The 23,973-nt window shown below is 55.0% G+C and carries 23 protein-coding genes; all 23 read right to left on the bottom strand.

Going from position 1 to position 23,973, the window contains the following annotated elements:
- Window positions 1-14 precede the first annotated feature (14 nt).
- The 23 genes from KNP68_RS09725 to ftsA all read right to left on the bottom strand — a co-directional run bounded on the left by KNP68_RS09725 (window position 15) and on the right by ftsA (window position 23,973).
- Complete coding sequence (locus KNP68_RS09725; RefSeq protein ID WP_021067068.1) at window positions 15-950, bottom strand: FUSC family protein; 936 nt, start codon at window positions 948-950, stop codon at window positions 15-17.
- A complete protein-coding gene (locus KNP68_RS09720) occupies window positions 947-1,747 on the bottom strand; it encodes a hypothetical protein (RefSeq protein WP_251131492.1) in 801 nt (266 codons plus the stop codon). Before KNP68_RS09720 ends, KNP68_RS09725 begins: the two co-directional genes overlap by 4 nt.
- Before the next feature lie 131 nt (window positions 1,748-1,878).
- The gene (pyrE, locus tag KNP68_RS09715; protein WP_214799516.1) at window positions 1,879-2,508 is read right to left on the bottom strand and encodes an orotate phosphoribosyltransferase; all 630 of its coding nucleotides are present in this window, start codon (window positions 2,506-2,508) and stop codon (window positions 1,879-1,881) included.
- Window positions 2,492-3,196 (bottom strand): orotidine-5'-phosphate decarboxylase, encoded by a 705-nt coding sequence (gene pyrF / locus KNP68_RS09710; protein WP_214799514.1) that lies wholly within the window; start codon window positions 3,194-3,196, stop codon window positions 2,492-2,494. Before pyrF ends, pyrE begins: the two co-directional genes overlap by 17 nt.
- The gene (locus tag KNP68_RS09705; protein WP_021067064.1) at window positions 3,171-4,097 is read right to left on the bottom strand and encodes a dihydroorotate dehydrogenase; all 927 of its coding nucleotides are present in this window, start codon (window positions 4,095-4,097) and stop codon (window positions 3,171-3,173) included. The genes pyrF and KNP68_RS09705 overlap by 26 nt, the downstream gene beginning before the upstream one ends.
- A complete protein-coding gene (locus KNP68_RS09700; protein ID WP_214799512.1) occupies window positions 4,094-4,813 on the bottom strand; it encodes a dihydroorotate dehydrogenase electron transfer subunit in 720 nt (239 codons plus the stop codon). The genes KNP68_RS09705 and KNP68_RS09700 overlap by 4 nt, the downstream gene beginning before the upstream one ends.
- Window positions 4,810-8,013, bottom strand: a complete 3,204-nt coding sequence (carB, locus tag KNP68_RS09695) for a carbamoyl-phosphate synthase large subunit (protein WP_214799510.1) — start codon at window positions 8,011-8,013, stop codon at window positions 4,810-4,812. Before carB ends, KNP68_RS09700 begins: the two co-directional genes overlap by 4 nt.
- Window position 8,014: 1 nt before the next feature.
- Window positions 8,015-9,097 carry a carbamoyl phosphate synthase small subunit gene (locus KNP68_RS09690; protein WP_214799508.1) on the bottom strand — a complete coding sequence of 361 codons (1,083 nt, stop codon included), beginning with the start codon at window positions 9,095-9,097 and terminating at the stop codon, window positions 8,015-8,017.
- A complete protein-coding gene (locus tag KNP68_RS09685) occupies window positions 9,075-10,355 on the bottom strand; it encodes a dihydroorotase (protein ID WP_214799506.1) in 1,281 nt (426 codons plus the stop codon). Before KNP68_RS09685 ends, KNP68_RS09690 begins: the two co-directional genes overlap by 23 nt.
- The gene (locus KNP68_RS09680) at window positions 10,352-11,257 is read right to left on the bottom strand and encodes an aspartate carbamoyltransferase catalytic subunit (protein ID WP_214752273.1); all 906 of its coding nucleotides are present in this window, start codon (window positions 11,255-11,257) and stop codon (window positions 10,352-10,354) included. The genes KNP68_RS09685 and KNP68_RS09680 overlap by 4 nt, the downstream gene beginning before the upstream one ends.
- Before the next feature lie 130 nt (window positions 11,258-11,387).
- Window positions 11,388-12,689, bottom strand: coding sequence for a uracil-xanthine permease family protein (locus tag KNP68_RS09675; RefSeq protein WP_214752274.1), 1,302 nt, complete (start codon window positions 12,687-12,689; stop codon window positions 11,388-11,390).
- Between the two features lie 50 nt (window positions 12,690-12,739).
- Window positions 12,740-13,273 carry a bifunctional pyr operon transcriptional regulator/uracil phosphoribosyltransferase PyrR gene (gene pyrR / locus KNP68_RS09670; protein ID WP_214752275.1) on the bottom strand — a complete coding sequence of 178 codons (534 nt, stop codon included), beginning with the start codon at window positions 13,271-13,273 and terminating at the stop codon, window positions 12,740-12,742.
- A gap of 201 nt (window positions 13,274-13,474) precedes the next feature.
- Entirely contained in the window at window positions 13,475-14,386 is a 912-nt protein-coding gene (locus KNP68_RS09665) for an RluA family pseudouridine synthase (protein ID WP_214799504.1), read from the bottom strand.
- Window positions 14,386-14,859, bottom strand: coding sequence for a signal peptidase II (gene lspA, locus KNP68_RS09660; RefSeq protein ID WP_021067055.1), 474 nt, complete (start codon window positions 14,857-14,859; stop codon window positions 14,386-14,388). The genes KNP68_RS09665 and lspA overlap by 1 nt, the downstream gene beginning before the upstream one ends.
- A 58-nt stretch (window positions 14,860-14,917) precedes the next feature.
- Window positions 14,918-17,644, bottom strand: coding sequence for an isoleucine--tRNA ligase (gene ileS / locus KNP68_RS09655; RefSeq protein ID WP_214799502.1), 2,727 nt, complete (start codon window positions 17,642-17,644; stop codon window positions 14,918-14,920).
- Window positions 17,645-17,914: 270 nt separating this feature from the next.
- Window positions 17,915-18,460 carry a DivIVA domain-containing protein gene (locus tag KNP68_RS09650; RefSeq protein WP_021067053.1) on the bottom strand — a complete coding sequence of 182 codons (546 nt, stop codon included), beginning with the start codon at window positions 18,458-18,460 and terminating at the stop codon, window positions 17,915-17,917.
- Window positions 18,461-18,478: 18 nt separating this feature from the next.
- Window positions 18,479-19,249: a YlmH family RNA-binding protein gene (locus tag KNP68_RS09645; protein WP_214799500.1), complete on the bottom strand. Its 771-nt coding sequence runs from the start codon at window positions 19,247-19,249 to the stop codon at window positions 18,479-18,481.
- Window positions 19,250-19,522 (bottom strand): YggT family protein, encoded by a 273-nt coding sequence (locus KNP68_RS09640; RefSeq protein WP_021067051.1) that lies wholly within the window; start codon window positions 19,520-19,522, stop codon window positions 19,250-19,252.
- A gap of 4 nt (window positions 19,523-19,526) precedes the next feature.
- Entirely contained in the window at window positions 19,527-19,994 is a 468-nt protein-coding gene (locus KNP68_RS09635) for a cell division protein SepF (RefSeq protein WP_029595732.1), read from the bottom strand.
- A gap of 23 nt (window positions 19,995-20,017) precedes the next feature.
- Window positions 20,018-20,671, bottom strand: coding sequence for a YggS family pyridoxal phosphate-dependent enzyme (locus KNP68_RS09630; RefSeq protein ID WP_214713827.1), 654 nt, complete (start codon window positions 20,669-20,671; stop codon window positions 20,018-20,020).
- Complete coding sequence (pgeF, locus tag KNP68_RS09625) at window positions 20,668-21,429, bottom strand: peptidoglycan editing factor PgeF (protein WP_214713829.1); 762 nt, start codon at window positions 21,427-21,429, stop codon at window positions 20,668-20,670. Before pgeF ends, KNP68_RS09630 begins: the two co-directional genes overlap by 4 nt.
- A gap of 54 nt (window positions 21,430-21,483) precedes the next feature.
- On the bottom strand, window positions 21,484-22,629 hold the full coding sequence (gene ftsZ / locus KNP68_RS09620; protein ID WP_021067047.1) for a cell division protein FtsZ: 1,146 nt from the start codon (window positions 22,627-22,629) through the stop codon (window positions 21,484-21,486).
- A gap of 48 nt (window positions 22,630-22,677) precedes the next feature.
- Entirely contained in the window at window positions 22,678-23,973 is a 1,296-nt protein-coding gene (ftsA, locus tag KNP68_RS09615; RefSeq protein ID WP_214713831.1) for a cell division protein FtsA, read from the bottom strand.

Below are 23,973 nucleotides of genomic sequence, written 5' to 3'. Positions count from 1 at the left end.
AACGGGGCCTTCGTTTATTTCGGATTATGTTTGAACGCTTCGAGCTGTTCATGATAGTCGAGCAAGTGCCCGTGTAAAATTTCAGAAACGGATAAATCCTCATGCGGCAACGTGAACAGCGCATGCGGCTTGTCACACGTATAAAGGATATCGTGATGATGCGCGAGGAGGTATAAAAACTCGGACTCGAACACCCGGCGTTCTTCCTCGTCCATGACCAATAGCGCCTCCCGATGTTCAGCGAGACTCTCGAGCAACAAGACGAGCTTGTCCTCAAGGTGAATCAATAACCGGTATTGCTTCATCGTCAAATGCTTCAATTTCACGTTCGTCACTTTCATATCCTCTTGGAGCATCATGTGCAGCTCCTGATGGCCGAGGATACGGGCCCGCGTCTCGAGCAACTCGGACGGGGACCCGACGAGCTCGCGCCAGTGCTGGAACATATACGCCGACGTCTTCCGAATCTCACTGAGCAACCGCTCCTCGTAACGAGGCGGCATGAACGCATAGTTGACACCGAGCGAGACGAAGACACCGACGGCCGTCAACAATGAACGGGTCCACGCATAGTGGAAGAAGTCGGTCGTCGGGTTCTCGAGCATGAGCACGATCGCGAACGCCGCATACGTCGACATGTGCGTCTTATCGAACGTCGTATTGAGCGTGAGAGCGACGATGACGGCGAGCCCGATTGAAATCGGGTTGACCCCGAACGCATAGACGATCAGGAGACCGCACATGAGCCCGACCATCGTTCCGAAGATGCGGCTGAAGACGATTTTCGATGACCGCTTCACGGTCGGTTGCATCGCGACGACGGCCGCGATGGCCCCCATGCCTGAATAGATGCCGAACACGTACCAGGACAAAGCGATGGTGATGGCGACGGCGATGCCGGTTTTCAAAGTTCGAAGTCCGACTTTTGGGATGTAACGTTTGTTCATCATTTAAGCTCGACCTTTCCTGTCTCGGAAATGAGTTCGATGTTTGGTCGGTTCGAGTTCGACAGATGGTACACGCCGCCCCCGATTTCGTTGAACCGTTCCGACGCCGTCACGTTGCCTGTGGTCGTGACGTTCACTTGTCCGGTCGCATTACGCGGCGCGTACGCGAGCGTCCCCGCCTCCGTCTGAATCGTCATGCTTTGATTGACGACGATGTCGCTCACGGTCGCGTTCCGATATGAACGGATATCTCCCGTGACGACACGGACGGTTTCGAGTGTCGTATCACTCCGTGTTTCGACGCGAAGCCGATCACTTTCGAGTTTTTTTACATTAACGGCGTTCGCCTCCAAGACGATCGTCTTGGCAATCAATCCTTGGCCGGTCACTTGCTCGGCCTCGACTTCAATCGATGTCATCGAGCTCGGCAAGGCGACTCGGATTTTATAACGGGATGGTTCATCACTCGCCCGACTACCGAATTGACTGAATTGGCCGTAGCGCTCGACGACCGAAATCGTATCGCCGACCGATTTGACTTTGATGTGACGCTCTTTCGAGTTCGTCTGTAACACATCAATGTGGATTTTCTCATTCGTGCTACGAACGAATTCGACATTGCCGTGCGCCGTCTCGAGCCGAAGTTTCTTCATTTGATAGCGGTCCTCGTACGTGTCCCCAAGTGCCAACACGTGACTGAATATGAATAAATTCAAGAAGAAAATGAGGGGCAAGACGGTGAGGACGAGTCCGAACGCAAGTTTACGATGTTTCGGGATCGCTTGAAAACGGACTTTCAAGGATTTTCCCTTCATTCTAGAATACGCCATACACATCTCCTTTATTGACTGCTTTCCCTATTCTAACATGTTCAGTATGCCATGTACCGAATAGAAAAAGAATCCGCCCGGAGGTGGATTCTCGTTACAGATTATGAAGATAAGACACGTTCGCTCCAACCTGTCGGATCGTTTCGCCAGTCCCGTAAGGAAGCATATTCTTCTTTACTGATGATTCGCTTCTTGACGGCAACGTCGAGCAAATCCGAAAGTGTAATCAGTGCATGCGCAGTGAAGCCCGAGTCTAACAGATTGATGGCGAGGCGGCTCAGACTATAGGAGAAAATCGCTTGAATCTTGACGACTTCCCCGCCGGCTTCCTCAATCGCTTTGGCGGCCTCGATGCTCGACGAGCCGGTCGACAACAAGTCTTCAATCACGACGACACGAGCCCCCGGTTCAAACCGGCCCTCGATTTGATTCCCTTTCCCATGTCCTTTCGCACTCGAACGGACATAGACGAGCGGCAACCCGAGCCGGTCGGCGACAAGCGTCGCATGGGGAATTCCCGCTGTCGCTGTCCCGGCGATGACGTCGACATCGAGCGGACGGATCACCTCAACGAGCGCATCGATGATGAGGTTGCGGACGTCAGGATAGCTGAGCGTCAAGCGATTGTCACAATAAATCGGACTCCTCATCCCGCTCGACCACGTATACGGGTTTTCCGGTGACAGGGTCACGGCCTCGATTTGTAATAAAGCTTCAGCGATTTGTCTCATAAGTTCGACTCCATTCTTGTAAGTAGTATGCATAGGCAGCGTTCGGGTCTTCGGCCCGGGTGATGGGTCGGCCGACGACGATGGCCGACACGCCTGCGTCACGAGCCGCTTTCGGCGTGGCGATCCGGACTTGGTCGTCCGTTGTTTCGTTCACCCGGATACCGGGCGTCACGGTCAAAAATGACGAGCCGAGCGCTTGGCGAATCGAGTGGGCCTCATGCACGGACGCGACGACTCCGTCGAGCCCGGCCCGGTCGGCCATGGCAGCCTGGCGAAGGACGGCCTGTTCCAATCCCCCTTCGATGTGTAGCTCTTCGGCGAGCATTCGTTCATCGGTCGACGTCAACTGGGTGACCCCAATCAATTTCGTCGTATCGGTCACCTCGCGTAAACCGTCCAAGGCGTAACGCATCATCGTCTCGCCGCCGAGCGTATGGACGTTCGTCAACTCGACGCCGAGGCGGCCGATTTGACGGAGCGTCCGCCGTGCCGTCTCCGGGATGTCATGAACTTTGACGTCTAAAAAGACCGGGTACCCGCTGTCGACGAGTTGCTCGACAAAGCGGCCCCCTTCCCGATAGAACAGTTCCATCCCGACTTTGACGGCCGGTTTTTGTTCGATTCGTTCCAATAATCGGAACGCGTCGGCGCCCGTTTCGACATCAAGCGCGAGATACAGTCTGTTCATAAGCTTTCCCCCTGATGTCTAAAATATGATCGATCCCAAGTTCGTCAAGTCGTCCTGGTAACGCTTCGATGATTTCCTGACAGACGTAAGGATTTTCAAAATTGGCCGTTCCGACCGCGACTGCCGAAGCACCCGCATAAATGAACTCCAAGACGTCGTCGACCGTCCGCACGCCGCCCATCCCGATAATCGGGATCTCGACGGCTTGGGCGACCTCATAGACCATCCGAATGGCGACCGGTTTGACGGCCGGTCCAGACAAACCACCGATGCGGTTGGCGAGAATCGGCTGCCCGGTCGTGACGTCGATGCGCATCCCGACGAGCGTGTTGATCATCGTAATGCCATCGGCCCCGGCCGCTTCGACCGCTTTCGCCATCGCTGTGATTGACGTGACGTTCGGTGACAGTTTGACGTATACCGGTTTTGTTGACGCCGCTTTGACGAGTCGGGTCAATTCCGCCGCCATGTCGGGATCGGTCCCGAACTGCATCCCCCCGCACTTCACGTTCGGGCACGAGATGTTCAGTTCGAGCGCCTTGATGGTCGGGTCGGCACTGAGCTCTCGCGCGACATGAATGTACTCTTCGGGCGTCGAGCCGGCCACATTGGCGATAATCTCGGTATCGAACGCGGACAAGAACGGTAATTTGTGTTCGATGATGGCGTCGACACCCGGGTTTTGGAGGCCGATGGCGTTCAACATGCCTTGTGCCGTCTCGGCGACCCGCGGCGTCCCGTTGCCGAATCGTGACTCGCCTGTCGCCGCTTTAATCATGATACCGCCTAACATCGATAAGTCATAGAGTTTGGCGAACTCTTCCCCGAATCCGAAACAGCCTGATGCCGGCATAATCGGATTCTTTAACTGTAAGCCTGGCAAATCGACGTGTAGTCTCATAGTGTCACCTCTTCTGCCCGAAATACCGGTCCGTCACTGCACACTTTGACGTAACCGCCTGGCGCTTCGCACACGCAAGCGAAACAAGCGCCGATGCCACACCCCATCCGATTCTCAATCGAGATATATCGCTCTTCGATATGTGACGCGGCGACCGCTTTCAGCATCGGTTCCGGCCCGCAGCTGAATAAGACATCGGCGTCGACCCGCGCGAGCGGACCTGTCACAAATCCCATTTCTCCATACGTTCCATCGACCGTCGTGATGATCGTCTCCCCCAGTTCACGGAACGCGTCTTCATAAAAAATGCTCGTTTTCGTATCAAACCCGAGAATTGCTACCGTCTCGATGCCACGGGCGGCGAGCAGGCGCCGCGTGTAGTAGAGCGGCGGCACCCCGATGCCCCCACCGACGAGCACGACCCGTTTACCCGTCTGTTCGAGCGGGAAACCGTTGCCGAGCGGTCCGAGGACGTCTAAGACGTCTCCCGTCCGACGCGCGGCCAAATCTGCCGTCCCGCTGCCGATCACTTTATACAGGAATGTGACGACGTTGTCTTCGACGTTCGCGACCGAGAGCGGCCGGCGCAACAGCTCTGACGTCTTCACATGGAAGAACGTGCCCGGCGCAACGGCCTGCGGTGCGATCTCGATTTTCATCTCCATCGTCGCCGGCGCAATCAATCGGTTCGATAAAATGGTCGCGAGTTGTCTCATACGGTCACCCCGAATGTCGTGAAGGCCGGTAAACTCGTCGTTTGGAACGACAGGCTCTCGATGACTTGGAGCAGCGCCTCGACCGTGTCGAGCGACGTCAGGCAGAGCACCCCTTGCTCGGCCGCGGCCCGACGGATGATGAACCCGTCTTTCGTCGCAAGGGCGTCACGCGTCGTCGTGTTCAAGACGATATCGACTTCCCCTCGTTCGATGACGCTCAGCATCGTCTCTCCGGCCTCATTGATTTTCCCGACCGGGTGGACCGGCAAGCCATCTGTCGAAAGCGCATGCGCCGTGCCAGACGTGGCCATCAGGCGGAATCCGAGTCGGTTGAAACGGCGGGCGATGTCGAGCGCCTCTTCCTTGTCTTGGTCGGCGACCGTCAACAGGACGTTCCCTTTCAAGGCGATCGTCATGCCGGCGGCGACGAGTCCTTTATATAACGCCTTTTCGAGCGTGCGATCTGTCGCCATGACTTCACCGGTCGATTTCATCTCCGGCCCAAGTGATGGGTCGACTTCTTTCAGTTTCGCGAAACTGAATACCGGGACTTTGACCGAAATCGCGTCCGCTTCCGGATGTAAGCCGGTCCCTAAACCGAGGTCTTTCAAACTCGTTCCGAGAATCGTCTGCGTGGCGATGCGTGCGACCGGAAGGCCCGTCACTTTAGAGATGAACGGGACGGTCCGGCTCGCCCGCGGGTTGACCTCGATGACGTATAAGTCGTCCGCGTAGACGAACTGGATATTGAGCAACCCTTTGATCCGGAACGCCTTGGCGAGTTTAATCGTGTAATCGACGACTTTCTGTTTCAACGCTTCGCTCAACCGCTGCGGCGGGTACACGGCAATCGAGTCGCCCGAGTGGACCCCGGCCCGTTCGATATGTTCCATGATGCCCGGGATGTAGACGTCCGTCCCGTCACAGATGGCGTCGACTTCAATCTCGATGCCCGTCAAGTAGCGGTCAATCAGTACGGGACGGTCTTTCGAGGCGACGACGGCGTGGCGCATATACCGCTCGAGCTCCGAGCGCTCATAAACGATTTCCATCGCCCGGCCGCCGAGGACGTATGATGGGCGGACGAGTACCGGATAGCCAAGCATGTCGGCACACGCGACGGCCTCTTCGACCGTGACCGCCGTCTTGCCTGGAGGTTGGGCGAGCTGTTCGGCCGAGAGCGTCGCTTCGAACGCTTTCCGGTCTTCGGCGCGATCGATGTCTTCAAGCGATGTCCCTAAAATCTGGACCCCTTCTGCTTCGAGCGAGGCTGCCAAGTTGATGGCCGTCTGGCCACCGAACTGGACGATGACGCCGAGTGGCTGTTCGTTGCGGATGACCTCGAGTACGTCCTCGGTCGTAAGCGGTTCGAAGTAGAGCCGGTCCGAGATTGAGAAGTCGGTCGACACCGTCTCCGGGTTGTTGTTTATGATGATCGCTTCATAACCTGCGTCACGAATCGTCTGAATCGAGTGGACGGTCGCGTAGTCGAACTCGACACCTTGACCGATGCGGATTGGGCCCGAGCCGAGGACGAGAATCGACGGCTTGTCCGTCTTCACGGCCTCGTTCTCAACTTCGTACGTCCCGTAAAAGTATGGTGTTTCCGAGGCGAACTCAGCCGCACACGTGTCGACCATCTTGTACACCGGACGGATGCCCCAGTCGTTCCGAAGCGACGTCACCGTCTCCACGTTCTCGTTTATGATGCGGGCGATCATCTTATCGCTGAACCCGAGACGCTTCGTTTCGACGAGTCGTTCTTTCGTGAGCGGCTCAAGCCGGAGCGTCTCTTCATGTTGCCAAATCCGTGCGAGTTTCGATAGGAAGAAACGGTCGATTTTCGTCAGCTCATGCAGCTGTTCCGTCGAATAACCGCGACGGAGTGCCTCATAAAGCATCCAGAGTCGCTCATCAGTCGGCGTCGTCAACTCGCGATTGAGCTCATCCGTCGTCAATTGTGCGAGCCGTGGTACGGCCAAGTCTTCTGTCCCGAGTTCAAGCGAACGGACAGCCTTAAGGAGCGCTTCCTCCAAGTTGCGGCCGATCGCCATCACTTCCCCGGTCGCTTTCATCTGAGTGCCGAGCCGGCGGTCAGCCGTCTCGAACTTATCGAAAGCGAAGCGCGGAATCTTAGCGACGACATAGTCGAGCGCCGGTTCGAACGAGGCGTAACTTGTCTCCGTCACCGGGTTCTTCAATTCTGACAACTTGTACCCGACCGCCACTTTCGCAGCCAACTTGGCAATCGGGTATCCCGTCGCTTTCGAGGCGAGCGCCGAACTGCGCGAGACACGCGGGTTGACCTCGATGACGTAGTATGTGAAGCTGTCCGGGTCGAGGGCGAACTGGATATTGCATCCCCCTTCGATGCCGAGGGCGCGGATGATGTCGAGCGAGACGCTGCGGAGCATCTGATAGTCGCGGTCCGACAATGTCTGCGTCGGAGCGAAGACGATCGAGTCGCCCGTATGGACCCCGACCGAATCAAAGTTTTCCATCGCACAGACGATGATGGCTTGGTCGCTCGAGTCACGCATCACTTCATACTCGACTTCTTTCATGCCCGCAATCGATTTCTCGAGCAACACTTGTGTCACTGGACTCGCTTTCAGTCCTGATTCGACGTACTGTTCGAATTCATTCCGGTCATGGGCAATCCCGCCACCGGTTCCTCCGAGCGTGTACGCCGGACGGATGATAATCGGATAGCCGATCCGGTCGGCAAAGCCCCAAGCCGACTCGAGCGACTGCACGATCTCACTTTCCGGGACCCCGTGTCCGAGCTTATACATGAGGTCGCGGAACTGTTCCCGGTCCTCAGCTTGTTCGATGGCCGATAATTTTGTCCCGAGCAATTCGACGCCGCAATCTTCAAGCACTCCGCGACGATCGAGTTCCATCGCCAAGTTGAGGCCGGTCTGGCCGCCGAGTGTGGCGAGGAGCGCGTCCGGACGTTCTTGACGGATAATCCGTTCGACGAACTCCGGTTCGAGCGGTTCAATATAGACACGGTCCGCCGTCGTCGGGTCGGTCATGATTGTCGCCGGGTTCGAGTTGACGAGGATGACTTCATATCCTTCTTCTTTCAAGGCAAGACACGCCTGGGTACCAGCATAGTCAAATTCTGCCGCCTGTCCTATGACGATTGGGCCGGATCCGATTACAAGGATTTTCTGAATATCTGGTCGTTTTGGCATGTCACATTCCTACTTTCTGTTTGTTTTCTTGAACGAGTTGCATGAAACGGTCAAATAAGTCGTTGGCATCGTATGGTCCCGGTGCCGCCTCAGGGTGGTATTGAACCGAGAACGTCGGATGATGCAGATGTTTCACACCTTCGACCGTGCCATCGTTGACGGCGCGGTGCGTGACGACGAGTCCTGTCGTCGCGAGTGACGCTTCATCGACGGCGTAGCCGTGGTTTTGGGACGTGATCGTCACCGCTCCAGTCTCAAGTTCGAGCACGGGATGGTTGGCACCGCGATGGCCGAACGGGAGCTTGAACGTGTTGGCACCGCTCGCGAGCGCGATCAACTGATGGCCGAGACAGATTCCGAAAATTGGGAGTGTCGGCATGAGGCGTTCGATGAGCGGTAGAGCCGTCGGGACGTCTTTCGGGTCCCCCGGTCCGTTCGACAACATGACGCCGTCCGGTTCATAGCGCATCACTTCTTCAGCCGTCACGTCGTGCGGCAAGACGACGACTTCACAGTCGCGCTTCACGAGTTCACGCATGATGCCGAGCTTCGCGCCGAAATCGATGAGGGCAATCCGGGGGCCGCTGCCGGTGCTAACGTACGCCCGCTTCGTCGAGACACGCTCGACTTGATTGGTCGGCTGGAGAACATCGAAGCGGTGTTTGACCGTCTCCCACGTCGAGTCGCCGTCGACCATGACACCGCGCATGACGCCAAGTGAGCGCAAGTGACGCGTCAACATACGTGTGTCGACTCCTGCCAACCCTGGGATGTTGAAGCGTTTGAGCGTATCATGAAGCGTCGCGGTCGAGCGGAAATTCGACGGTGCGTCGCACACTTCTTTGACGATGAGCCCTTTCGCCATCGGGATGGTCGTCTCGAAATCTTCGCGGTTGACGCCATAGTTCCCAATCAACGGATTTGTCAACACGATAAGTTGGTCACAGTAAGACGGGTCGGATAACATCTCTTGATACCCGGTCATCCCGGTCTGGAAGACGACTTCCCCGATCGTCTCCACACTTGCACCAAACGCTGTTCCTACAAATGAAGTACCGTCCTCAAGCCATAATGTTCGTTTCATCGAATCTCCCCTTATATACGATTTTTCCAGCCACGATGGTCATTACCGGCCAGCCAACTAATTTCTTCCCAGCGAACGGTGTGTTCTTCCCTTTCGAGCGGAACGTCGTCGGATCGACAATTCGCTCCGTCTCCGGGTCGATGAGGGCGAAGTCCGCCGCCCGGCCGACTTCAATCACACCGTACGGCAATCCGAACACGTCGCTCGGTCGTTTCGTCATCCACTCGATGAGCGCCGCCTCTTCCATCTGTCCCGTTTTGACAAACGTCGTGTACAGGAGTGGAAACGCCGTCTCGAAACCGGTAATCCCGAACGGGGCCCGTTCCATACCGGCCGCCTTTTCCTCGGCCGTGTGCGGGGCGTGGTCGGTCGCGATCATATCGATTGTGCCATCGAACAAACCTTCGAGTAACGCCTCCCGGTCGTCCGCGCTCCGGAGCGGCGGGTTCATTTTAAAGTTCGGGTCGAGGCCCGGGATGTCGTCTTCACAGAGGACGAGATGATGCGGTGTCACTTCGGCCGTGACCCGGATACCGGCTCGTTTGGCGTCGCGGATGACGCGCACCGACTGTTGGGACGAGACGTGGCAGACGTGATAGTGACAGCCTGTCTCTTCGGCGATCAAGACGTCGCGAGCGATATGGATGCTCTCGGCGAGGCTCGGGATGCCTTGGATGCCATGTTCTTCACTGAACCGGCCTTCGTGGACCGAACCGGCCTTGAGCGTATTGTCCTCGCAGTGAGCAACGATTGCCTTGTCGAGTCGTTTCGCTTCCCGCATCGCCGCGCGCATCATCGCCGCAGATTGGACGCCGACCCCGTCATCGGTGAAAGCGAACGAATCTGCGAGAGAGGCCATGTCGACTTGTTCGGTGCCGAGCTGCCGTTTCGTGATGGCGGCGTATGGCAGGACGCGCACGATGGCGTCTTGCTCGATTTTAGCCAACAGCTGGTCCATCGTCTCGCGGTCGTCCGGGACGGGACGCGTGTTCGGCATCGCACAGATGGTGGTGAACCCTCCGGCCGCAGCCGCCTCGGTCCCAGTTTTAATCGTCTCTTTCTTCTCCCCGCCTGGTTCGCGCAAGTGGACGTGGACATCGACGAGTCCCGGCATGAGCAGCATCCCTGTCGCATCGATCACATCATGTCCTTCGCTCGTACCGTTATAGTCGATCGAGCGGATCTCGCCGTCCTCAATCAATAGCGTCGTCGTCCGTTTCGTGTTCCCGTCATACCAAGTTGCGTGTTGAAGTATCATAATTGTCCCCCTAATGCTCGATTTAAGATGGCCATCCGGGCGTAAACGCCGTTCGTCATCTGTGGAAAGATGCGTGACTGCGGATGTTCGATTAAACTACCGGCAATCTCGACGTCCCGATTGACCGGGGCCGGATGCATGATGATGGCGTGTGGCTTCATCCGCTCGACGCGGGCCGGCGTCAAGCCGTAGCGCACATGATAATCTTCTTTCGAGAAGATATCGCCCATGATGTGACGTTCGTGCTGAACGCGTAGCAACATGATGACGTCACAGTCGGCCAACACGTCGTCGAGGTCGCGATGCTCGAGCCCCATCGACTCGTCCCACCAGGAAGCGGGACTGCAGCCGACGACGTTCGCGCCGAGCCGCTTGAGCACCGAGGCGTTCGAGCGGGCGACACGGCTATGGACGAGGTCACCGCAGATGGCGATATTCAAGCCCTCGAACGTCTTGAACTCTTCAAAGATTGTGACGAGGTCGAGGAGTGACTGGGACGGGTGTTCCCCGCTCCCGTCCCCGCCGTTCAACACCGGGATATTCAATTTTTCGACGAGTTCATGGTAGTAACCCGACTCCGGATGGCGGATGACGAGGGCGTCGACCCCGATCGCCTCGAGCGTCTTGCACGTGTCGTAGAGCGTCTCCCCTTTCGTCACCGATGACGTTGCCACGTCGAACGGGATTTCCTGGACTTTCAAGTGCCGTTCGGCCATTTGAAACGAGTTTTTCGTACGCGTCGAGTTTTCAAAGAACAGGTTCGCGACCGTCTTCCCGTCGAACAGCGGAGGCATGTTGCCTTGTTTATAGCGGAGCGACTCCTCAATCAAGCCCATAATCTCGTCGAGGGATAGCGTGTCCAGGCTGACAAAATGCTTCGGTTGTTGTTTGATGATGTTCATGTTCGTCTCCTCCTTTTATATGAAGGCAAAGAGAAAAGGCGCCTCTTCACCTACGTGAAGGGACGCCTTTATCTGGGCAGAACACACCCAAATAAACGAGCCTTCACTTTGCCGACCTCACGGGATCGAATTAAAAGTTACTTGCTTGTCGTGTGTCTTCAGTTGTTTCGGCAGCAGGTTCTTCCACGCTCTCCGCTTTTGGCAAGAAGGCGTTCAAGAGAATCCCGACGACCGTTGCGAGCGCCATCCCTTGGACCGGGAAGCTACCGAGTTGGACCATCGCCCCACCGAGTCCGATGACGAGGATGACTGAGGCAATGATGAGGTTACGTTTCTCGGCAAGGTCGACGTTGCTCTCGACCATCGTCCGGAGACCGTTCGAGGCGATGACCCCGAACAAGAGGATCGAGATGCCGCCCTTGACCGGGTTCGGGATTGTCGAGATGAACGCTTCGACGTGTCCGAGGAATCCGAAGCTGATGGCCATGAGTGCAGCTCCGGCGATGACGTAGACGCTATACACTTTCGTGATGGCCATGACCCCGTTGTTCTCACCGTATGTCGTACATGGTGGACCACCGAGCGCCGAGGCGACCGCTTTCCCGACCCCGTCACCGAGGAGTGTCCGATGGAGACCTGGGTCTTTCATCGTCTCACGTCCGATGATTTTCGACGTGACCATCTGATCGCCGATATGTTCCGTCATCGTGACGAGGGCGACCGGGACGATGGCGAGCAATGCCCCGACCTGCCACATTGGCATGTAGTCGACGAACACCATCGTAAAGTCAGGCAGTTGGAACAAGCTCGCTTGACCGATTGCCGAGTAGTCGATGATGCCGAACAGCGCGGCGATAAGGTAGCCGCCGATGATGCCGAACAAGATCGGCACGGCGCCCCAGACACCTTTGAGCGTCGTCATGGCGAGAATCGTGATACCGAGCGTGAGAAGCGCGATCGTGATGAACGTGCCGTTGTAAGCCCCATCCTTATTCATCGACATGTCGATGGCGACCGGCGCGAGCGATAAACCGATGACCATGATGACCGGACCGACGACGACCGGCGGCAACAAACGCAGCAACCAGTTCACGCCTGTCTTATAGATGATGAGCGAGACGACACCGTAGACGGCACCGGCGATGATGCCTCCGAACAAGGCGGCTTCGACACCCCACTGTTGACTGACGGCGATAATCGGCGCGATGTACGCGAAGCTCGATCCGAGATACGTTGGGACTTTGAATCGTGTGATGGCTAGGAATGAGAGCGTGGCCACACCGGAAGCGACGAGGGCGACGGACGTGTTCAACCCCGTCAAAATCGGGACTAAAATCGTCGCTCCGAACATGGCGAAGACGTGTTGCAGGCTGAAGAGCAGCCATTGCGGTAAGTGAGCGGGACGCTCGTGGATGTTGAGGATGGGTTTCATATGTGGTTCTCCTTCCTGGCCTCTCTGGACCACCTTAAAGGTTTTTTAGGTTATTGCTGTTTGATGAATACTTCGTCGGTCGCGTCGACTTCACTGAGTCTGACGACGACTTGTTCCGACTTCGACGTCGGGACGTTCTTGCCGACAAAGTCGGGGCGAATCGGCAATTCGCGGTGGCCGCGGTCAATCAAGACGGCGAGCTGGATATAGTCCGGCCGACCGTGGTCGACGAGCGCATCCATGGCGGCCCGCACTGTCCGGCCTGTGTAGAGGACGTCGTCAATCAAGACGACCGTCTTGCCGTTGATGTCATGCGGTAACTCGGTCGCCTTCACTTCCGGGTCGAGTGATTTCTTCGATAAGTCGTCCCGGTAGAGCGTAATGTCTAAGTTGCCGAGGGCGATCGATTTACCTTCGATCTCTTCGATACGGCGGGCGAGTCGGTCGGCGAGCGTCTCGCCTCGGGTTTTAATCCCGACGAGCACGACGTTGTCCGTCCCTTTGTTCCGCTCGATAATCTCATGGGCGATTCGGGTAAGTGCGCGACGGATCGCCGCTTCATCCAAAATGGTGGAACGTTTCAACTGGTTCCCCCCTCTCACAAATAATATAAAAAAAGAAGACTTCCTCATCCGGCTGGAAAAGGAAGTCTTCATATATGAGGGCAGACCTCTGCCTCAAATAATCGACGTGTCGTGGCCGCGGCCACAATCCTTTCACAGCCTCTCTGGACTGGGTTTAAAGGTGTTATGCTTCCTAGACTATAAATCGGAATCGGTTGAAAGTCAACGCGTTTTCTCGATTTTGTCTAATTTCGCAAGCTCCGCCTCGAAGTCGGCCGGGAGTTTCGCCTCGAATTCAAGCCATTCGTTCGTGCGCGGATGGAAGAAACCGAGCGTCGCCGCGTGGAGCGCCTGACCGTTCAATTGAATCGTTCGGCGCGGACCGTATTTCGGGTCTCCAGCCAGCGGATGGCCGATATAACGCATATGAACGCGGATTTGGTGCGTCCGTCCCGTCTCCAATTTACACTCGACGAGCGTGAAGTCTTTATACCGCTCGAGCAGACGGAAGTGTGTGATCGCTTCTTTCGCGTTCTTGTCCGTCACCGTCATCCGTTGACGGTCGTTCGTGTCACGCCCGATTGGCGCCTCGATTGTCCCGAGTTCATGGGCGACTTCGCCGTGGACGAGGGCGATATATTCACGCTTGATTTTACGATCCTTTAACTGGTTCGCGAGCGATTCGTGGGCCACATCGTTCTTCGCGACCATGAGCAGACCTGTCGTATCCTTGTCGATGCGATGGACGATACCTGGGCGTTTGACACCATTGATGCCTGACAAATCGTCACAGTGGTAGAGGAGCGCGTTGACGAGCGTCCCTGACGTATGGCCGGCCGCCGGATGGACGACCATGCCGCGGGCCTTGTTGACGACGATGACATCCTCGTCCTCATAGACGACGTCGAGCGGGATATTCTCAGGCAATACTTCAAGCTCGACGGCATCTGGTACCGTCACGACGATTTCGTCGCCTTCTTGCAGCTTATAGTTCGGCTTGACGACCTTCCCGTTGACGAGCAGATCTCCCGCCTTGATCCAGTCTTGGATTTGCGAACGTGACCAGTCACTTTGTTCGCTCATCCATTTATCGATACGAGCCTTTTCTTCGGCGACAAATGTGTAAGTTTCCATTACGATTGTCCCCTTTCTTTGTTTAATTTTTCTTCGAACAAGACGCCGATAATCATAAAGATGACACCGAACGTGAGCGCCATGTCGGCGACGTTAAAGATGGGGAAATTGTATCCGAACGGATATGTGTCGACAAAGTCGACGACTTCTCCGCGGAAGAGACGGTCGATAAAGTTCCCGATGGCACCGGCGAGCAGTAACCCGACGCTATAACCGAGCAGATCGAACCCGTTCACTTCTTTGTGCAGGAAGTAAATCAATCCGACGACGACGATGGCCGTGACGATGAAGAAAAACACCATCTGCCCTTCGAGCATGCCCCAAGCCGCACCTTTATTGCGGTAAGACGTCAAGTACAGCAACCCAGGGATGAGTTCAATCGACTGTCCGATTGTCATCGTCTGGACGACGATCCATTTTGTCACTTGGTCGAGCAAAATGAGGAAAAGTGCTAATCCGTAGTAACGTTTCATCAGATTCTCCTTTCAAGTCATAAGAAACCGAAGTGGACGATCGCCACTCCGGTCCGGCTTATGCGATGACTTCTGTACAACGCGGGCAAAGCTCTGGGTGCTGTTCGTCTTGACCGAGTTCGGTCGAGTACGTCCAGCAGCGGGCACAAGGGGCACCGTCAGCTTTCAAGACGCTGATTTCGGCTGTCGCATAATCGACATCCGCCGAGTCGACGTAATCGAGCTGTGACACTTGCAGCAATTGGCGCACGTTGTCGATCGTCTCGAGCAACTGCTTCGTCTCACCTTTCGGCGCGACGAGCAACTTCGCTTCGAGCGGTTTCCCGATCAATTTCTCACCTCGGGCGATCTCGATCGCTTTCAAGACGTCATCCCGGAACGTGAGGAATTTCGACCATTTCGCGAGCAACGCCTTCTCGTCTTCCGACAATGCCGCTACTTCGTCTAGGTCCGTCAAGAAGACGCTATCCGCTTGTTTCGCCGGCACTTCTTGCCATACCTCATCCGCCGTGTGCGGAAGGATTGGAGCGAGCAATTTCGTGAGCGTGACGACCGTGTCATACATGACCGTTTGAACGGCACGACGACGTGCGTCATCTTCGCGCTCGATATACAGGATATCTTTAGTGAAGTCGAGATAGAATGACGACAACTCGTTGACACAGAAGTTATGGCTCAAGTGATAAACGGCCATGAAGTCGAACGTGTCGTACGCTTTGACGACTTTCGCTTGAAGCTGTTTGAGTTTTGTCGCCATGAAGCGGTCCGCTTCCGGCATGTCTTCGAACGCGACACGCATCGACGGGTCGAAGCCGTTCAAGTTACCGAGCAAGAAGCGCAACGTGTTGCGGATTTTCCGGTATACTTCCGACACTTGTTTAAAGTTATCGTGTGACGCTCGGACATCTGACTGATAGTCGACCGACGACACCCAAAGACGGACGATTTCTGCTCCGTACTGTTTGACGAGGTCGTTCGGTGCAATCGTGTTACCGAGTGACTTCGACATCTTGCGTCCGTCTCCGTCGAGAACGAAACCATGGCTGAGCACATTGCGATACGGCGCTTTGCCAGTCGTCGCGACAGCCGTCGAGAGTGACGAGTTGAACCAGCCGCGGTATTGGTCCGATCCTTCAAGGTACAAGTCGGCCGGGCGGCGCAAGTTGTCGCGCTGTTCGAGTACGCCCGCATGTGACGAACCTGAGTCGAACCAAACGTCCATGATGTCGAGCTCTTTACGGAACTCGCCGTTCGGGCTGTTCGGGTGTGTGAAGCCTGCTGGCAACAAGTCTTTCGCCTCGCGCTCATACCAGACGTTCGAGCCGTGTTCATGGAACAAGTTGGCGATATGGTCGATCGTCTCGTTCGTGATGATTTCTGTGCCGTCTTCGGCATAGAAGATCGGGATTGGAACACCCCAGGCGCGTTGACGGCTGATGACCCAGTCCCCACGGTCACGGACCATGTTGTAAAGACGTGTCATGCCCCATTCCGGCACCCAGTTCACTTCTTCGATTTCACGGAGCATATCGGCCCGGAAGTCTTTGATTGAGGCGAACCATTGCGGAGTCGCGCGGAAGATGACCGGTTTTTTCGTACGCCAGTCGTGCGGGTACGAGTGTTTGATGAATTTCAAGTTGAGCAAGTAGCCGTTCTCTTCGAGCTTCATCCCGATTTGTTTGTTCGCGTCTTCATAGAACAAGCCTTCGAAACCTGGCGCCTCATCCGTCATATAACCACGGTCGTCGACCGGGCACAAGACGTCGAGTCCGTACGCTTGTCCGACACGATAGTCGTCTTCCCCGTGTCCAGGTGCCGTATGGACGAGACCTGTCGCGTCAGCCGTGACGTGATCGCCGATCATGACGAGCGAGGTCCGGTCGTAGAGCGGGTGTTGCGCCGTCATGTACTCGAACTCACGTCCGTTCCAAGAACCGCTCACCGTGTAATCCGTCCACTTGAGTGCCGTCGTCACTTCTTCCACGAGCGATTCGGCGACGATATACCCTTTGCCGTCATGCTCGATACGCGTGTACGTCAACTCGTCGCTGACCGCGATCCCGAGGTTGGCTGGAATTGTCCACGGTGTCGTCGTCCAGATAACGAAATGATCGGTCGTCTGAAGAACGTCTTTCCCGTCGACGACTTGGAACGCCACGTAAATGGCCGGTGACTTCTTGTCGTAATATTCGATTTCTGCCTCAGCGAGCGCCGATTCAGAAGAGGGTGACCAATAGACCGGTTTCTTCCCTTTATAGATGTAGCCCTTTTCGGCCATCGTCCCGAAGAGACGGATTTGAGCCGCTTCGTATTCTGGGAGGAGCGTGATGTACGGGTTGTCAAAATCAGCGAGCAACCCGAGGCGTTTGAACTGTTCACGTTGCGAGTTCACTTGTTCCATCGCATACGCTGCACACTTCTCACGGAACTCGGCGACCGTCATTTCTTTGCGGTTGACACCCGCTTTTTGAAGCGCGTTCTCGATTGGGAGACCGTGTGTGTCCCAGCCCGGAATCATCGGTGACTGGTAGCCGTTCAATGATTTGAAACGGACGATGATGTCTTTCAATACTTTGTTGAGCGCGTGGCCCATATGGATGTCGCCGTTCGCGTACGGAGGTCCGTCGTGAAGGATGTATTGCGGTTTCCCGGCGTTTTTCTCTTGGACGCGGTTGTATAGGTCCATTTGTTCCCAAGCCTCATGCATCGCTGGCTCACGTTTTGGCAGATTTCCGCGCATCGCGAACTCTGTGTCAGGCATCAATAGTGTGTCTTTGTAGTTCATTGAAACTCCTCCTGCATCTTTTTTTGACAACAAAAAAACCCGCCCCTAATAGGGACGAGTTGGTCGACTCGCGGTACCACCCTACTAATCTCAGGGAAAACCCCGAGACCGCTCTTGGTAACCGATAACGAGGTCAGGCGGTCGCGCTTACTAACTTCAGCCCGACACTCATAGGGGATACCGATAAAGTCTTTCTCTTAGGCTTGCACCTTCCCTAAGTCGCTTCGTAGGTATGACTTTATCGACGTGTCCTAATCGACGTATTGTGTATTATCCGTGATGTTTTGTTGGTATGACTTCGTCGTCATTATACGCAAGTTCGGTCGTATCGTCAAGAACCGTCTGGACCGGCGGCTCCCCGACAATCGTGTCCCATTCCGTGCTGTTCAAGAGCTCCATCTGAGCATCGACGAGGACGCGGAACCGGGTCCGGTACAATTCGACTTTCTTGAGCATTTGAATGACTTCACGTTCGGCGAGTTGCTCTTTGCGTGACGCTTCTTCCTCACGGGCGAGCGCCTCGCGTTCGGCTTGCTTCAAAATGAGACTCGCTTCCTTGGCCGCGTTCGTCTTCACTTCTTCAGCTGCCTCTTGGGCGACGATAATCGATTTGTTCAACGTGTCTTCCATCGAGGAGAAGTAGTCGATACGGGCTTGCATATCGTTGACGAGCTCTTCGTACCTTCTATTCTCACGAATCAATAGTTCAAATTCTTTAATGATTTGATCTAAAAATTCATTGACCTCATCGATATCGTACCCGCGAAAACGAGTCGAGAACTCTTTATTATGAATATCAATCGGTGTCAACGCCATTCGACTTTCCTCCTAAGTTCAACGTATGATGCCATACTGGATTTTTATTTTCTCACGCTTTGTCGAGCCGAGAATCGCCGTCAGTTTGACACGGCCATACCCTCGGATTGAGACCAAATCGTCTGGTTCAAGGATGAAGCTCGGATCATCAATCGGTTTATGATTCACTTTACAGTCTCCATGTTTGACGAGCGCCTGCGCTTTTTGCCGAGATAAACCGAGCACTTCGCTGACGACCGTGTCAAACCGGAGTGATGAGACGATACCGAACTCCTCGCTCCATTTGACTTCAGGTACGACGAGCACAGCCTCAGGCGCCACTTCGGAGATGCGAATCCGAGCCTTGCCGACCCGATCGACGTTCATCTCGATGAAACTAGCCGCGTCACGCGTCGTGGCGAACTGGGCGATGCCATCATCAAGGACGACGTCGCCAAACTTCTGCCGCTTCAACCCGGCGTTCAAGAGCGTTCCCGTCACTTGACGGTGCGTCAATTCGACGAACTTGGTCGGATAGTCGATTTGACGAATCGCAATCTCGAAATCGTTCGGGTCGAGCTCGTAATAATCCGGAGCCAGGATCAGACGACGCCGTTCCGCGCCGACAAATCCGCCATCCTCGTAAATCGCGAGCTGCTTTCCGACGAGTTGCCGGACGATTTGTTGCTCGCGTGGATCTAAAAAGTCCGTCACTTTCAACATATAGTTGTCCTCGACTTGTTGAACCCAATCGAGCACTTGCTCGATAAATGCCCGTTCATTCGGTCGATAATGATCGAAGACGCTCATTTAAATACCGAAAATCGCACGCACTCCAAATTGCGCCATCCGTAGCACAAATAAAGCGACGATTGGGGAGATGTCGAGCATCCCGCCGATTGGTGGGATGATGCGACGAAACGGATTCAAAAACGGTTCGCAAAGATATGACAAGATTTGACCAAACTTTGATTCACGCGCATTTGGGAACCACGATAATAAAATATAGGCAATCAAGACCCAACTATAATATCCAAGTAATGTAACGATCGTGTTGCCTAACGCAGGTATAGCATTTTCCATTCAGTTACCACCCTTTACTGTTGAGTTCGTCCTCCGAAATCAAGTTCGAGATTGACCCCGTCAACTCGATGTTGTTCGGAGTACATAGAATCGTGTTATGTCCAATCGACGTCATCGTCCCTTCTAACGCATAGACGACACCTGACAAGAAGTTGACGACTTGACGAGACTGCTCTTTCGACATCCGTTGAAGGTTGACGATGACGGCCCGGTTTTCTTTCAACTGGTCGCTGATGTCTTGGGCTTCAGCGAATACACGCGGCTCGGCCAAGACGACTTTTGAACGTTCTTTCTTCTTCGTGTTCAACGCGACGATATTGTTCGATGTTTTCGGACGGTCCTCCGTTTTGACGATTGCCTCCGTCATCGGTTGTGTCTTCGTTTCGGCGACAGCATACTCGTCTCCTTCGAACTGGTTGTTCGGATCTTCCTCGAGTCCAAAGAAGTCCTTCATTTTGTTTTTGATTGACATAACGGATTCCTCCTTAAAATATATTATTGCACAAGTACGGTTCCAATACGAACAAACGATGCGCCTTCTTCGATTGCCAACGTGTAGTCGTTCGACATACCCATTGACAGTTCGGTACACGGTGCATGCGCATAGGCATGACGCGCGACGTCATCGCGCAACTGTCTCAAGTTTCGGAACGTCTCCCGAATCACCGTCTCGTCCTCTGTGAACGGGGCCATCGTCATCAGGCCGATGATCCGCACGTGAGGATACTGTTTACAGTTCTCGATGAACGGGATGACTTCCTCTTTTTCGAGACCATGTTTTGACGCTTCGCCCGATACGTTCACTTGCACGAAACAATCGATCACGCCTTGGGCGCGTTTATCGATCTCTTCGGCGAGCGAGATGCGGTCGAGCGAATGAATCGCTGCCACATGGTCGATAATTTGTCTCACTTTACGTGTCTGCAGGCTGCCGATGAAATGGAACTTGGCATCAGCCGGCAACTGCTCGACTTTCTCAAGCAATCCTTCGGGACGATTTTCGCCGAAGTCGCGGATGCCTTCTGCATAGAGGGCGTTCGCCACGTCGGGACCGACCGATTTCGTGACCGCGATGAGCGTCACCGCTTGATCGGCCCGATGCGCGTCGATCGTCTGTCTGACTTGCTTCACATTATTGGCTATACTCACGATTTCTTCTCCTTGACGAGGACGGCCGCAAAACGACGCTTGGCGTCTCCATTCCGATACGAGAAAAACGTCTGATCAGAAACGGTCGACAAGTTCGATTGGGTGACCTCGATATTTCGTTCCACAGCGAGCGTCTCGTTCACTTGCTGCAGGGATAGACGGGCATGGCCCGCTCGTTCGTCCATGACCGCTGATGCATACGCAGCCGGTGAGACCGCTTCGACCGCATCCAGGACGCGGCGGTCGACCTCATAATGTTCGGCTGTGATGGCCGGCCCGACGAACATGTCGATGGCTTCGGCCGGAACGCCGAGCGTGGCGAACGCATCCGTCATCGCGGCGACGATATTCCCGACCGTCCCTTTCCACCCGGCATGGGCCACACCGATGACGCCATGGTCCTCGGCACAGAAGAAGAGCGGGACACAGTCGGCAAAGACGAGGGCGAGTGGCAACGCGTCGGCCGTCGTGATGAGGCCGTCCGTCGCCGGAATCGTCTCGTCATAGGAATACGCGCCTTTGCCGCGGTCGGCGTCACCGACGACTTCGACGTTCGTCTGATGGACTTGGTCGGCCCACACCGAATCCGCGAGGGCAAGACCGGCCGCGTCAAAGAAGTACTCCCGATTGGCGACGACCTGATCTGCGTCATCGCCGACGTGGAGTCCGACGTTGCCTTCATTATGTCCGTCCGTCCGGGTCGTCACATAAGCCTGATAGCGATACGTTTCGGTTTCCCATGTATGTAACAGTCGCATATGATTCTCCTTTTTTAGAAAAAGGGGATGCCGAGAACCGGCACCCCCTGTTGTTTAGTTACGGCGTTGTCTTACGAACGCTGGGATGTTGATCGTCTCGTCTGGGACGTCCCCACCATAGACCGGTCTATGGAAGTTCCCTTCATCTTGTGGCGCAGCTTCTTGCGCTTTCGGTTGAGCCTCACGGTTCACTTCAGCTTCCGGTTGTTTCTTCGGTTGTTGAAGGAACGGGTTCGTCCCTTGCGCTTCTTCTGCGAATTCAGTTGCGATCACGGTAACGATAATCTCGTCGTTCAAGTTTTCGTTGATGACCGAACCGAAAATCAAGTTCACTTCTTCATCTGCGGCACTTTGAACGATTTGAGCTGCTTCCGTGACTTCATACAAGCTGAGGCTAAGTCCGCCTGTGATGTTCATCAAGACACCTTTCGCGCCTTCGATTGAAGACTCGAGAAGTGGAGATGAGATGGCTTTCTTCGCTGCTTCGACGGCACGGTTCTCGCCAGTGGCGACACCGACACCCATGAGTGCCGAACCTTTTTCCGTCATGATCGTCTTGACGTCAGCGAAGTCAAGGTTGATGAGACCAGGAATGGCGATCAAGTCCGTGATCCCTTGGACACCTTGGCGAAGGACGTTATCCGCTTCACGGAACGCTTCGATCATCGGCGTGTTGCGCTCGACGATTTCAAGCAACTTGTCGTTTGGAATGACGATGAGTGTATCGACTTTTTCTTTGAACGCTTGAATCCCGTGTTGGGCGTGTTGCATCCGTTTGCGTCCTTCGAACATGAACGGTTTCGTGACGACACCGACCGTGAGCGCTCCGATTTCTTTTGAAATCTCGGCGATGACAGGTGCTGCCCCCGTTCCGGTTCCTCCGCCCATACCAGCTGTGACGAAGACCATATCCGCGCCATCGAGCGCTTCAATCAACTGCTCGCGGCTCTCTTCCGCCGCTTTTTTACCGATATCCGGATTCGCGCCGGCACCGAGGCCACGCGTCAATTTCGCTCCGAGTTGAAGCTTAACGTCCGCTTTCGACATGTTGAGTGCTTGCGCGTCCGTGTTGACGGCGATGAACTCGACACCTTGTACTCCGTGCTCGATCATGCGGTTGACAGCGTTTGACCCGCCGCCCCCGACTCCAATTACTTTAATTTTTGCTACGGCGTCAATCGCCTCATCAAAGTACATCATTTCAGGTATCCCCCTACGTAATTTCCAATTGTTAACACAACGTCAAATTTACACGCCAAATAATTTTTCCATTAATCGACCGAAACCGTTTTTCGTCTCGCGGTCGTCCGGTTCCACATCATCGTCGTGGTCTTGGACGTTCCCGGTTTGAGACGTGCCGTCTGGTTTTGCGACGGCCACACGGTCATCCGGCTTTTCAAGTCGTGACTTCGAGACGTGGTGATCGCTCATGAGCACGTACTTGAGGACGCCGACCGCGGTCGCGTATTTCGGATGTCTGACGCCAATCGACGATGGCTGATACAGTCTCGTCTTTTGACCCATGACACGAGTCGCTAGTTCTTGGATGCCAGGTAAAGCAGCGGCCCCACCACAGAGGAGATAACCTCCGCTGAGCGTTGGAACGCCTACCTTTTGCACTCTATTCAACACAAGCGTGAACATTTCCTCTATTCTTGCCTCTAAAACGTAACTAATTTCTGACTGCGGTTCGAACGTGACTTCCCCGTTGATGTTCGTGAACGAGAACCCTTCTGAGGCGTCCGCCATCTCTTCGAGGGCAAGTCCGTACTCTTCTTTCGCCACTTTGGCGTCTTGGTATTTACAGTTGAGCTTGTACACCAAGTCGCGCGTCATATGATCGCCTCCGACCGGAAGGATATATGAGTAGACGAGGTCGCCTCGATAGAAGACCGAGACGGTCGTCTTTTCATGACCGATATCGACCAAGCCGATGCCTAAATCGATTTCATCGACCGATGCCGCACTCATGCCGAGCGCCAAGTTGCCGAGGACGAAACCTTCTAGTTTCAGTCCCGCCCGTTCGATGGAACGACGAATGCTATGTAAAATCGTCTTCGAACCGGTCACCATCTTGCCGTGCATCTCTAAGCGATAACCGAGCATGCCCCGGGGATCGACGACACCTGTCTGTTGGTCGACCGTGAAGGAAGACGGAATCACATCGATGACACTCATCTCATCCGGCAAGCGCATGACTTGCGCCGAATTGATGACTTCGATGACGTCTGTGTCCGTGATTTCTTGGTCTTCTCGTTTGACCGATGCAATTCCATGACATGGGGCGATTTGGATATGTTCCCCTTCGATGGCAACGTATACCGACCGAATTTGATCACCGAGCGCCGCTTCGGCATGTTCGACGGCTTGCTTGATGGCTTGAACCGTCTTATCGATGTCGACGACGGCGCCACGTTTTACTCCTGCAGACGGGGCACACCCCTCCGCCAAAATGTTAAGCGTTCCCCCGAGTAGTTCACCCACGACGAGCTTAATTTCTGACGTTCCTATATCCAATGCGGCCACATAACCATTCGCTTCCAA

Origin of the sequence: Exiguobacterium sp. s50 (assembly GCF_018618175.1) — a bacterium.
Taxonomy (GTDB): Bacteria; Bacillota; Bacilli; order Exiguobacteriales; family Exiguobacteriaceae; genus Exiguobacterium; species Exiguobacterium chiriqhucha.
The sequence above is the reverse complement of the archived record's forward strand: the minus strand, read 5'-3'. Positions and strand labels throughout refer to the sequence as shown.

What these genes read in the sequence shown, in the direction of transcription:
- KNP68_RS09665 (WP_214799504.1), bottom strand. Translation starts at nt 14,386, where the DNA reads ATGGAAACTTACACATTTGTCGCCGAAGAAAAGGCTCGTATCGATAAA.
- KNP68_RS09675 (WP_214752274.1), bottom strand. Translation starts at nt 12,689, where the DNA reads ATGAAACCCATCCTCAACATCCACGAGCGTCCCGCTCACTTACCGCAA.
- KNP68_RS09650 (WP_021067053.1), bottom strand. Translation starts at nt 18,460, where the DNA reads ATGGCGTTGACACCGATTGATATTCATAATAAAGAGTTCTCGACTCGT.
- ileS (WP_214799502.1), bottom strand. Translation starts at nt 17,644, where the DNA reads ATGAACTACAAAGACACACTATTGATGCCTGACACAGAGTTCGCGATG.
- carB (WP_214799510.1), bottom strand. Translation starts at nt 8,013, where the DNA reads ATGCCAAAACGACCAGATATTCAGAAAATCCTTGTAATCGGATCCGGC.
- KNP68_RS09685 (WP_214799506.1), bottom strand. Translation starts at nt 10,355, where the DNA reads ATGATACTTCAACACGCAACTTGGTATGACGGGAACACGAAACGGACG.
- pgeF (WP_214713829.1), bottom strand. Translation starts at nt 21,429, where the DNA reads ATGCGACTGTTACATACATGGGAAACCGAAACGTATCGCTATCAGGCT.
- KNP68_RS09680 (WP_214752273.1), bottom strand. Translation starts at nt 11,257, where the DNA reads ATGAACATCATCAAACAACAACCGAAGCATTTTGTCAGCCTGGACACG.
- pyrF (WP_214799514.1), bottom strand. Translation starts at nt 3,196, where the DNA reads ATGAACAGACTGTATCTCGCGCTTGATGTCGAAACGGGCGCCGACGCG.
- lspA (WP_021067055.1), bottom strand. Translation starts at nt 14,859, where the DNA reads ATGAAACGTTACTACGGATTAGCACTTTTCCTCATTTTGCTCGACCAA.
- KNP68_RS09640 (WP_021067051.1), bottom strand. Translation starts at nt 19,522, where the DNA reads ATGGAAAATGCTATACCTGCGTTAGGCAACACGATCGTTACATTACTT.
- pyrE (WP_214799516.1), bottom strand. Translation starts at nt 2,508, where the DNA reads ATGAGACAAATCGCTGAAGCTTTATTACAAATCGAGGCCGTGACCCTG.
- KNP68_RS09690 (WP_214799508.1), bottom strand. Translation starts at nt 9,097, where the DNA reads ATGAAACGAACATTATGGCTTGAGGACGGTACTTCATTTGTAGGAACA.
- KNP68_RS09700 (WP_214799512.1), bottom strand. Translation starts at nt 4,813, where the DNA reads ATGAGACAACTCGCGACCATTTTATCGAACCGATTGATTGCGCCGGCG.
- ftsZ (WP_021067047.1), bottom strand. Translation starts at nt 22,629, where the DNA reads ATGATGTACTTTGATGAGGCGATTGACGCCGTAGCAAAAATTAAAGTA.
- KNP68_RS09635 (WP_029595732.1), bottom strand. Translation starts at nt 19,994, where the DNA reads ATGTCAATCAAAAACAAAATGAAGGACTTCTTTGGACTCGAGGAAGAT.
- KNP68_RS09705 (WP_021067064.1), bottom strand. Translation starts at nt 4,097, where the DNA reads ATGAGACTACACGTCGATTTGCCAGGCTTACAGTTAAAGAATCCGATT.
- KNP68_RS09645 (WP_214799500.1), bottom strand. Translation starts at nt 19,249, where the DNA reads ATGAGCGTCTTCGATCATTATCGACCGAATGAACGGGCATTTATCGAG.
- KNP68_RS09725 (WP_021067068.1), bottom strand. Translation starts at nt 950, where the DNA reads ATGATGAACAAACGTTACATCCCAAAAGTCGGACTTCGAACTTTGAAA.